The organism is Mesorhizobium sp. M8A.F.Ca.ET.165.01.1.1, assembly GCF_004792065.1.
GTDB lineage: Bacteria > Pseudomonadota > Alphaproteobacteria > Rhizobiales > Rhizobiaceae > Mesorhizobium.
Map to the genome: position 1 here is coordinate 1 of NZ_SRTH01000185.1, position 314 is coordinate 314.

The window sequence follows — 314 nt, forward strand, 5'->3', positions numbered from 1 at the left end:
GCGCATGACAGCGACGCCTTCTCGCGCTGGCAGGCGTTCAACACGCTGCTGACCGACGCGCTGATCGCCGCCTTCCGCCAGGTGCTCGGCGGCAAGCAGCCGGCCTTCGCGGCACGGCTGGCCGAGCTTGCCGGCAGGATCGCCGGCGACGAGACGCTGGAGCCGGCCTACCGGGCGCTGGCGCTGGCGCTGCCCGGCGAAGCCGACATCGCCCGCGACATCGGCAAGGGGATCGACCCCGACGCCATCTTTGCCGCGCGCGAGGCGCTGGCGCGGACGGTCGCCGAGGCAAACCGGCAGATCGGAAGAGCGTC

General features: G+C 73.2%; 1 protein-coding gene. It reads left to right on the forward strand.

Features of this window, described 5'->3' with window-relative positions; translation table 11 throughout:
• Nucleotides 1-314 (forward strand): aminopeptidase N C-terminal domain-containing protein (locus tag EN808_RS35670; protein ID WP_135918257.1); only part of this gene is annotated, 314 nt, incomplete at both ends.